Source organism: Actinomadura sp. NPDC000929 (assembly GCF_040492065.1).
Taxonomy (GTDB): Bacteria; Actinomycetota; Actinomycetes; order Streptosporangiales; family Streptosporangiaceae; genus Spirillospora; species Spirillospora verrucosospora.
On record NZ_JBEUPA010000123.1, the window covers coordinates 18,157 to 27,494 of the forward strand.

Consider the following 9,338-nt stretch of genomic DNA (forward strand, 5'->3'; position numbering starts at 1 on the left):
GGATCTCATCCGTCGCGAGTATGAGCATCGATGAGCCCGGAGGGTGACGCCCCCGGGGCGCCCGGTTCCGGTGTGACGGGCGGGACGCGGCGGCGCAGCGACCGCGTGCTGCGGGAGACGGCCACGCCGGCGAGGCACAGCAGGCCGCCGCCGAGGGTGACCGGGCCGGGGACCTCGTCGAGGAACAGCCACGACATCAGCACCACCAGGGCGGGCGCGGCGTAGGTGGTGGCGCCCATCTTCCCGGCGGTCGTGCGGGCGAGGGCGTATCCCCAGGTCGTGAAGGCGACCGCGGTCGGGAAGACGCCCAGGTAGACCATGTTGAGGGTGGCGCCCGCGGGGGCGTGCGCGGCCTGCGAGACGAGCTGCCCGGAGAACGGCAGGCAGGCGAGCGCGCCGATCGCGCAGGCGAACGTGGTGAACTGCAGCGCCGACGCGTGCCTCAGCGCGGGCTTCTGGGCGACGACGCCCGCCGCGTAGGTGACGGCGGCGGCCAGGCAGAGCAGCACCCCGCCGACGGACGCGCGGCCGTCGCCGGACATCGACAGCCCGACGACGGCGGCGCCGGTGAACGACACGGCCATGCCGAGCAGCAGCCGGGACGACAGGCCCTCCTTCAGCAGCCAGCCGCCGAGGAGCGCGATGAGGATCGGCCCGATGTTGACGACGAGGGCGGCGGTGCCGGCGTCCACCAGCTGCTCGCCCCAGTTCAGGACGACCATGTAGGCGCCGAACCACAGGAGGCCGGCGGTGACGATGCCGGGCCAGGCGGCCTTGGGCGGCAGGCCCTCGCGCCGGACGAGCCAGATCACTCCCAGCACGACCGTCCCGGACAGGAGGCGGCCGAGGGCGAGGGCGCCGGGGCTGTACTCGTCGCCCGCGCTGCGGATGGCGACGAAGGCCGAGGCCCAGAAGACCACCGTGACCGTCGCCGCCGCCACCGCGAGCTTGTTCGCGCGTGCACCGCTGTTCTGCTGCATGTCACGCACCTTAGGGAGGGGACGCTTCCATCGACACCGAAGCGATGTGTGCGGTTGCGCCCCGGTGTGTCCAGTCTGGTGGCGCGCGAATGTGCAGGTCCAGCGAGTATTTCTACATGTGTGGCTTTAGCTCCGCTACGAAGTCGCGAGCCCGTCGAACGGGGAGGACGCCTGGGCGTAGCGGCGCTTGGGGATGCGCCCGGCGAGCCGCGCGAGCCGCCCGCCCTCGACCGCGTGCCGCATCGCGGCGGCCATCCGCGCCGGGGACTGCGCACGGGTGACGGCCGTCGCGAGGAGCACGGCGTCGCAGCCGAGCTCCATGGCCAGGGCCGCGTCCGACGCCGTGCCGAGCCCCGCGTCCAGGATCACCGGGACGGTCGCGCGCTCCACGATCAGCTCGATGTTGTGCGGGTTGCGGATGCCGAGCCCCGACCCGATCGGCGAGCCGAGCGGCATCACGGCCGCGCAGCCGATCTGCTCCAGACGGTGCGCGAGGACCGGGTCGTCGCTGGTGTAGGGCAGGACGACGAAGCCGTCGTCGACGAGTTGCTCGGCGGCCTCGACCAGTTCGATCGGGTCGGGCAGCAGCGTGCGCTCGTCGGCGATCACCTCCAGCTTGACCCAGTTCGTCCCGAGCGCCTCCCGGGCGAGCTTGGCCGTCAGGACGGCCTCGCCCGCGGTGAAGCAGCCCGCCGTGTTGGGCAGCACCCGGATGCCGCACTCGGTCAGCACGTCCAGCACCGAGCCGCGCGCGGACGGGTCCACCCTGCGCATCGCGACCGTGGTGAGCTCCGTCCCGGACGCGGTCAGCGCCTCGCGCAGCACCGCCATGCTCGGCGCCCCGCCCGTCCCCATGATCAGCCGCGAGCCCAGCTCCTCGCCCGCGATGACCAGCCCGTCGGTGTCCTTCATCCTCATCCTCCCTGGACGGCGGTCAGCACTTCGACGCGGTCGGCGTCCCGCAGGGGCGTGGCCGCCCACTCCGCGCGCCGGACGACCTCGTCGTTCAGCGCCGCGGCCACGCCCGTCGCGGCCGCGGTGACGGACGCGACGACCTCGGCCACGCTCGCGCCGTCGGGCAGCTCGCGCGGCTCACCGTTGACGATCACCTTCATGCGCTCACCTCGGGGGAGAAGCGGTCGGGGGCGAACGGCCCGGCGACCTCGGGGACGGGCCCGTCCAGCAGCATCGCGGACAGGATGTCGGCGCTCACGGGCGTGAGCAGGATGCCGTTGCGGAAGTGCCCGGTGCCCACCAGCAGGCCGGGCAGCGCGGTCGGCCCCATCACGGGCGCGTTGTCGGGCGAGCCGGGCCGCAGCCCGGCGGTGACCTCCGCGAACTCCAGCTCGGTGATGCCGGGGAGCAGCTCGCGGGCGTCGCGCAGCAGCTCCCACAGCCCGCCGGCGGTGACCCGCGTGTCGAAGCCCAGCTCCTCCTGCGTGGCGCCGACGACGATCTCTCCGTCGGCGCGCGGCACCAGGTAGACCGACGATCCCCGGACGAGGCCGCGGGTCGGCCGCCGCAGGAACGGCGCGCGGGTGCGCAGCCGGAGCACCTGGCCCTTGACCGGGCGGACGGGTGGAACGGTCCCGGGAGGCAGGCCGCCGAGGTCGCCCGACCACGGCCCGGCGGCCAGCAGCACCCGGTCCGCGGGGATCACGGTGCCGTCGTCCAGCCCCACGCCGGCGGCGGCGTCGCTCTCGACGACGACCCGTTCGGCCCGCCGCCGGACGAGCCGGACGCCCAGCCGCTCGCACGCCGCCAGCAGCGCCGGGGCGAGCCTGCGGGGGTCGACCGAGCCGTCCTCGGGGGCGAGCAGGCCGCCGCGCACGCCGGGCGCGAGCATCGGCTCCAGCCGCCGGCACTCGCGGCCGGTGAGCGCCTCGGCGGCGATGCCCAGGCTCTCCTGGAACCGGCGCAGGTCGTCCAGGTGCCGCAGGTCGTCGGAGTCGAACGCGACCTCGACGATCCCGTCGGTGCGGTAGCCGGTCTCCAGGCCGGTCAGCTCCTCCAGCTCGGCGACGAACGCGCCGTACCGGTCGCGGGAGGCGAGGCCGAGCCGCAGCAGCGGCTCCTCGCCGTAGCTCAGCTCGCTGACCGGGGTGAGCATGCCCGCCGCCACGGAGGAGGCCCCGGAGGCGGGCGCGGGGTCGACGAGGGTGACGGCGGCGCCGCCGGCGGCGGTGCGCCAGGCGGTGGCGAGGCCGATCACCCCGGCGCCGATGATGACGATCTGCATGCGCGCTCCCTTCGCCGGCATGATCCGGATCAGGTCGTGGCGGTCGGCGGCCCGTTCAGCCGCCCTCTCAGCCCGGTCGCACCGGACTCCCGCGCTCTGTGCTGTTCTGCTGTGCCGTTCCGCTGCCCCCACCTTACGACCTCGGCGAACCGGGCAACTGCCTGGACACCTGTCCATCCGCGGATCGCCGCCCGTTAGGGTGACCTTCATGGAGAGGGTCATCGTCGTGGGTGGCGGGCTGGCCGGCGTGCGCGCCGTGGAGGCCCTGCGGAGCAAGGGGTACGAGGGCGCGCTGACCCTCGTGTCGGCGGAGCGGCACCGGCCCTACGACCGGCCGCCGCTGTCGAAGGCCGTCCTCGCGGGCGAGTCCGACGACACGACCGTCGACGCCGACTGGGACGCGCTGCGCTGCGAGCTGCTGCTCGGCGAGCGCGCCACCGGCCTGCGGCTGGACGGGCCCGGACGCGGCGGAACGGTGGCGTCCACGGCGGGCGACCTGCCCTTCGACGGGCTGGTGATCGCGACCGGCGCCGCTCCGATCACGCTGCCCGGGGAGGGGCGGCAGCACGTGCTGCGCACCATCGACGAGGCCCGCGACCTGCGCGCCCGGCTCACCGCGGGCGCCCGGATCGTGATCGTCGGCGCGGGCTGGATCGGCGCCGAGGTCGCGACCGCCGCGGCCCGCCGGGGCTGCGCGGTCACCGTCGTGGAGGCGGCCGACACCCCGCTGGCGGGCGCGATCGGGCCCGAGGTCGGCGCGCTCACCGCCCCCTGGTACGCCGAGGCCGGCGTCGAGCTGCGGACCGGGGTGAAGGTCGCGGAGGTGCGCGACGGCGGCCTCGTCCTCGCCGGGGGCGGCCGCGTCGACGCCGACGAGGTGGTCGTCGGCGTCGGGGTCCGGCCCGTCCTGTCGTGGCTGGAGGGCTCCGGGCTGCTGCTGGAGCGCGGGGTCGTCACCGACGGCTCCTTCCGGACCTACATGGGAGAGGAGACCCCGGGCGCGCTGCGGCCCGACGTCGTGGCGGTCGGCGACTGCGCCGCCTGGTGGTCGCACCGCTACGGGCGCAGGCTGCTCGTCGAGCACTGGGACGCCGCGCTGAACGCCCCCGAGGTCGCCGCCGCGGCCCTCCTCGGGCAGGACGCCGTGTACGACGCCGCCCCGTACTTCTGGTCGGAGCAGTTCGGGCGCATGGTCCAGTACGCGGGCGACCACTCCGCGTCCGAGCGGCTCGTGCGCAGGGGCGACCCGTCCGATCCCAGGTGGGCGGTGGCGTGGCTGACCGGAGACCGCCTCGACGCGATCCTCACCGTCGGCCGGCCCCGCGACCTGGTACAGGCGAGGCGCGTGATCGCCGCGGGGACGCCGGTGGATCCGGAGGCGATCGCCGACCCGGACGTCCCCGTGCGGCAGGCTGTTCGCGCAGAGCGATCAGAGGGGACGTAACGGCTGCGCAGCGGGTTTGAGTCTTCCGAAGGCGTGGTAGCAAGGGGGCGTGACGCAGATGCACGCAACCGTTGACAGCGCACTGGACCCCCGCACCGACGCCCTGGCCGGCGAGTGGCTCACCCTCCGGGAGACCGCCGACAGGCTCGGGATCAAGCCCAACCGGATCAAGCAGCTCATCCACGAGCACCGCATCCTCGCGGTGCGCCGGGGCGGGGAGCCGATGGTGCCCGCGGCCTTCATCAAGGACGGCCAGGTCATCAAGGGACTGCCCGGCACGCTGACGCTCCTGTCGGACGCCGGCTTCGACGACGCCGAGACCATCCGGTGGCTGTTCACGGCCGACGACACGCTGCCGGGAACGCCCGTGGACGCGCTCACCGAGAACCGGGGGACCGAGGTCCGCCGCCGCGCCCAGGCGCTCGCCTTCTAGGCCGCCGCCGGCGGCGTGAGACGCACGTGACACGATCGCGGGGTCGCGCGCGGCGGGTGACCGCGCGCGCGATTTCGTGATCATCTGTGGAAAGGACGTTCCCCGGCCGTGTCCAGGCACCTCCCCACCGAGCGCGCCGTCGCGCTGCGCGCCCGGCTGAGCCGCGCCCGCCTCTACCTCTGCACGGACGCGCGGGAGCGCCAGGGAGACCTGCCGGCCTTCCTCGACGCCGTGCTCGCGGGCGGAGTCGACATCGTCCAGCTCCGCCAGAAGGGCCTGGAGGCCCGCCAGGAGACCGCCTACCTGGAGGTGTTCCGGGCGGCGTGCGAGCGGCACGGGGCGCTGCTGGCCGTCAACGACCGGGCCGACATCGCGCACGCGGTCGGCGCCGACGTGCTGCACCTCGGCCAGGACGACCTGCCGGTGCCCGCCGCCCGCGCGATCGTGGGCGGCGACATGCTGATCGGCCGGTCGACGCACTCGGGCGAGCAGGCGTCGGCGGCGGCCGCCGAGCCCGGCGCCGACTACTTCTGCGCGGGCCCGGTGTGGCCCACGCCGACCAAGCCCGGCCGGGCCGCCCCCGGCCCGAAGCTGCTGGAGTACGTCGCGGCGCAGCGCGTCGCGCGGCCGTGGTTCGCGATCGGCGGCATCGACCTCGGCAACCTGGACGAGGTCCTCGCGGCGGGCGCGGAACGCGTCGTGGTGGTCCGGGCGATCACCGAGGCCGACGACCCGGGCGCCGCCGCCGCGCGGTTCGCGCGGCGCCTGGCGGCCCGGCCGCTCGGCGCGGTTTGACGCGGATCACGGTGCGGTCCGCCGTCCCGTCGCCGACAATGGAGACCATGAACGTGGGACCCGACGACGACCGCGTGGTCGACCTCGACGACGACCTCGACGTCCTGCCGGACCAGACGTCCGACGACACCGACACCGGGTGGGGCGAGTGGCGCGCCGGCGACGACGACGCGCGCCTGCTGGAGGACCGCCCGCCGCACTGGTGAGCGGCGGTGCGGGTCAGGTGAGGACGCCGAGGAGGAACCCGGCGGCCACGACGCCGCCGAGTGCGACCATCATCCGCCACCGGTAGCGCGGGATCCGCGTCGGGCGCGGCTTCGGCGCCGGGGCCTGGCCCTCGCGCAGCGCCCGGACGATCTGCGACGCGGTCGGGCGCGCGGCGGGGTTCTTGTCCAGGCAGCGGGCCGCGAGGTCGCGCAGCGGGCCCTCCATGTCGCCGAGGTCGGGCTTGCGCGACGTCACGCGCCGCATGACGGCCGCGCTCGGCCCAGTGCCGAACGGCGGGCGCCCCGTCGCGGCGAACACCATCGAGGCGCCCCACGCGAACACGTCGGCGGGCGGCCCGACCGGCTCGTCCTCGATCTGCTCGGGCGCCATGTAGGCGGGCGTCCCGACCGGGCCGGTGGTCAGCGGGGTCGCGTCGGCGGTGCGGGCGATGCCGAAGTCGATGACCTTGGCGCCGTCCGGGCCGAGCAGCACGTTGCCGGGCTTGAAGTCGCGGTGCACGATCCCGGCGCGGTGGATCGCCGCCAGCGCGGCGGCGGTGCGCAGCGCGAGCTTGCGGAGCCGCGGCGCGGAGAGCGGGCCGCGGTCGGCGACGACGTGCTGGAGCGAGGGCCCCTCGACGAACTCGCTGACGATGTAGGGGCGGTCGCCGGTCATGTCGGCGTCCAGGACGCGCGCGGTGTGCCGCCCGGACACCCGCAGGGCCGCGTCCGCCTCCTTGGCGAAGCGGCTGCGCGCCCGCTGCCCGGCCGCCACGCCGCCGCGCAGCAGCTTGACGGTGACGAGCTCGCCGTCGCCGTCGCGGCCGAGGTAGACGACGCCCTGGCCGCCCTCGCCGAGCCGCCCGACCAGCGTGTAGCCGCCGAGGCCGCGCGGGTCGTCGGGGCCGAGCGGGGCGCCGGACCGGTGGTCGCGGCCGTGCGCGGGCCGGGCCGGGACGCGGCCCGGCCCGGGGTGCGGCTTGGCCGGGCGGCCGGCGTGGGCGCCGTGGGGCTGCCCGGCGCGGGCGGCGCGGGCGGGGCGGTTCGAGGAGGAACGCGGGGGATGGGGATCCGTCCTCCCGCGGGAGGTGTCGTGCGGCACTGAGGACTCCGACTCGGCGGGGGCGGACGAAGATCTCCCCCTTTGTACCGTGTAATCGGGACGAGGGGCAGGGGAACTGCGATCTTCGCCGTCAGCGGCACGTCCCGAGCGCGGTGGAGCCGGCGATCCGCCGGGACGACTCGCCCACCATGATCTTGTAGCAGCCGTCGGCGACCTTCCACGCCTTCGCCTTCTGGTTCCAGTAGGCGAAGGAGCGCGACGACAGCGGGAACGTCACCTTCGCGCTCCGCCCGGGAGCGAGGGCGACCTTGGCGTATCCCTTGAGCTGCCTGGGCGGTTGCGGGACCTCCGCGCCCGGCGACGGCATGCCGATGTACAGCTGCGGCACGGCCACGCCGGCGCGGCGCCCGGTGTTGGTGACCGTCACCCGCACGGACTTGCTGGTCGCGACCAGTCCGCTGTAGGCGAACGTGGTGTAGGACAGGCCGTGCCCGAACGGGAAACGGGGCGCGATGCCCTTCGCGTCGTAATGCCGGTAGCCGACCATGACCCCTTCGGAGAACGTGGTGCTCCCGTTGAGGCCGGGGTACTGCACCGGGTTCCCGGACGCGGGCGCGTCGTTCTCGTCGACGGGGAACGTCACCGGAAGCCGTCCGCCGGGATCCACGTCCCCGTACAGGACGTGCGCCAGGGCGTCCCCTCCCTCCTGGCCGGGGTACCAGGCTTCGAGGATGCCCCTCACCTGCCCGGCCCAGGGCGTCAGCACGGGTCCGCCCGTGTTCAGCACGACGACCGTGTTGGGGTTGGCCTTGGCGACCTCGGAGATCAGCCCGTCCTGATCGCCTCTGAGCGGCTCGCCGCAGCGCAGCGTCAGGCACGACTTGTCGAAGAACTCGCCCTGGCTGTCGGTCGCGAACACGATGGCGAGGTCGGCGGCGCGGGCCGTGGCGGCGGCGCCCGCGTGGTCGTCGCCGTCGTGGTACGTCACCTGGGTTCCGGAGCCCGCGCGGCGGGAGAGGCCGTCCTGCGCGCTCACGGTCGCGAACGGGACGACCTTCGCCGAGCCGAAGCCGCTCGGGCTCTGCCGGGCGGCCCGCCCGATCAGCGCGATCGACCTCGGGGCCCGGAGCGGGAGGACGCCGTCGTTCTTCAGCAGCGTGATCCCGCCCTCCTCGATGACCCGGGCGGCGTCGCGGCTCGCCGTCCGGTCGGCACGGCTGAGGTCGTTGGGGTACGCCTGCCGGTCGAACACCCCGAACCTGAACATCGTCCGCAGGATGTTGCGCACGTGCGCGTCGACGGCGGCCGGCGAGACCTTCTTCTGGGCGAGGGCGGCCTTCAGCAGGAAGGCGTTGTACTTCATGCCGAAGGGCAGCTCCATGTCCAGCCCGCCTTCGGCGGCGCCGGCGGCGTCCTGCGCGGCGGTGTGGTCGGACGGGACGAACCCCGTGAACCCCCACTCCGACCGCAGGATCCCGTTGAGGACGGCGCCGTCCTGGCAGGCCCACCGGCCGTTCAGCCTGCCGAACCCGCACATCACCGTCGCGGCGCCCGCGTCCTTCACCGCAGCCTCGAACGGCGGCAGGTAGATCTCGCGGAGCGTGCGCGGGTCGACGTTCATGCCGAGCGACAGCCGGTCGGTCTCCTGCGTGTAGACGGCCATGTGCTTGACCGAGGTCATCACGCCCTGCGCCTGGGCGCCCTGGATCCACGGCACGCCGAGGGTCGCCGACAGGTAGGGGTCCTCGCCGAAGCCCTCGAACGTCCGGCCGTTGCGGGGCGTGCGCAGGACGTCCACGGTCGGGCCGAAGACCAGGTCGTTCCCGCGGTGCCTGGCCTCCCACGCGACCGTCCCGCCGTACAGCCGGGCCGCCCGCGGGTCGAAGGCGGCCGCGAGCGCGATCGGCGCGGGCAGCGCCGTCGCCCTGCCCTGCCGGACGCCGGCCGGGCCGTCGGCCATGCGGAAAGGGGGGATGCCGAGCCGCTCGATCCCGTCGGCGGTGTCGGCGTGCGCGTTCTCGGAGAAGCCGCCGAGCGGCCCGCCGAACGGATCGTCCGACGCCAGCATCGAGATCTTCTCGTCGACCGTCATGCGCGGCAGCAGCAGCGCCGCGCGCCGGTCGGGCGCGAGCGCGGCGTCGCACCAGGGGCGCAGGGCCGGGTCGCCGCAGCGCCCCG

The 9,338-nt window shown here is 74.9% G+C and carries 10 protein-coding genes and 1 riboswitch; of the genes, 4 read left to right on the top strand and 6 right to left on the bottom strand.

What is annotated here, in order from left to right; genetic code table 11:
• Positions 1 to 5: 5 nt before the first annotated feature.
• From ABWI04_RS31905 to thiO, 4 genes are all read right to left on the bottom strand, one after another.
• Positions 6 to 980, bottom strand: a complete 975-nt coding sequence (locus tag ABWI04_RS31905; RefSeq protein ID WP_353834747.1) for a DMT family transporter — start codon at positions 978 to 980, stop codon at positions 6 to 8.
• Between the two features lie 135 nt (positions 981 to 1,115).
• A complete protein-coding gene (locus ABWI04_RS31910; RefSeq protein ID WP_502913192.1) occupies positions 1,116 to 1,898 on the bottom strand; it encodes a thiazole synthase in 783 nt (260 codons plus the stop codon).
• Complete coding sequence (thiS, locus tag ABWI04_RS31915; RefSeq protein ID WP_345185930.1) at positions 1,895 to 2,095, bottom strand: sulfur carrier protein ThiS; 201 nt, start codon at positions 2,093 to 2,095, stop codon at positions 1,895 to 1,897. Before thiS ends, ABWI04_RS31910 begins: the two co-directional genes overlap by 4 nt.
• Positions 2,092 to 3,219, bottom strand: coding sequence for a glycine oxidase ThiO (thiO, locus tag ABWI04_RS31920; protein WP_353834749.1), 1,128 nt, complete (start codon positions 3,217 to 3,219; stop codon positions 2,092 to 2,094). Before thiO ends, thiS begins: the two co-directional genes overlap by 4 nt.
• Positions 3,209 to 3,322, bottom strand: a riboswitch (TPP riboswitch). (Overlaps the previous gene by 11 nt.)
• A gap of 105 nt (positions 3,323 to 3,427) precedes the next feature.
• Between thiO and ABWI04_RS31925 the strand changes: the two genes are divergently transcribed.
• From ABWI04_RS31925 to ABWI04_RS31940, 4 genes are all read left to right on the top strand, one after another.
• Positions 3,428 to 4,663: an NAD(P)/FAD-dependent oxidoreductase gene (locus tag ABWI04_RS31925; protein ID WP_353834750.1), complete on the top strand. Its 1,236-nt coding sequence runs from the start codon at positions 3,428 to 3,430 to the stop codon at positions 4,661 to 4,663.
• A 58-nt stretch (positions 4,664 to 4,721) separates the two neighbouring features.
• The gene (locus ABWI04_RS31930; protein WP_185023485.1) at positions 4,722 to 5,096 is read left to right on the top strand and encodes an Rv2175c family DNA-binding protein; all 375 of its coding nucleotides are present in this window, start codon (positions 4,722 to 4,724) and stop codon (positions 5,094 to 5,096) included.
• A gap of 108 nt (positions 5,097 to 5,204) precedes the next feature.
• Positions 5,205 to 5,891 carry a thiamine phosphate synthase gene (gene thiE / locus ABWI04_RS31935; protein ID WP_345185941.1) on the top strand — a complete coding sequence of 229 codons (687 nt, stop codon included), beginning with the start codon at positions 5,205 to 5,207 and terminating at the stop codon, positions 5,889 to 5,891.
• A 47-nt stretch (positions 5,892 to 5,938) separates the two neighbouring features.
• A complete protein-coding gene (locus ABWI04_RS31940; protein ID WP_345185945.1) occupies positions 5,939 to 6,097 on the top strand; it encodes a hypothetical protein in 159 nt (52 codons plus the stop codon).
• Positions 6,098 to 6,110: 13 nt separating this feature from the next.
• On the opposite strand, the gene ABWI04_RS31945 is transcribed toward ABWI04_RS31940, so the two are convergent.
• Entirely contained in the window at positions 6,111 to 7,199 is a 1,089-nt protein-coding gene (locus ABWI04_RS31945; RefSeq protein ID WP_353834751.1) for a serine/threonine-protein kinase, read from the bottom strand.
• A gap of 91 nt (positions 7,200 to 7,290) precedes the next feature.
• Positions 7,291 to 9,338: beta-glucosidase family protein (locus ABWI04_RS31950; RefSeq protein ID WP_353834752.1), on the bottom strand; the 2,048-nt coding region annotated here is incomplete at its 5' end.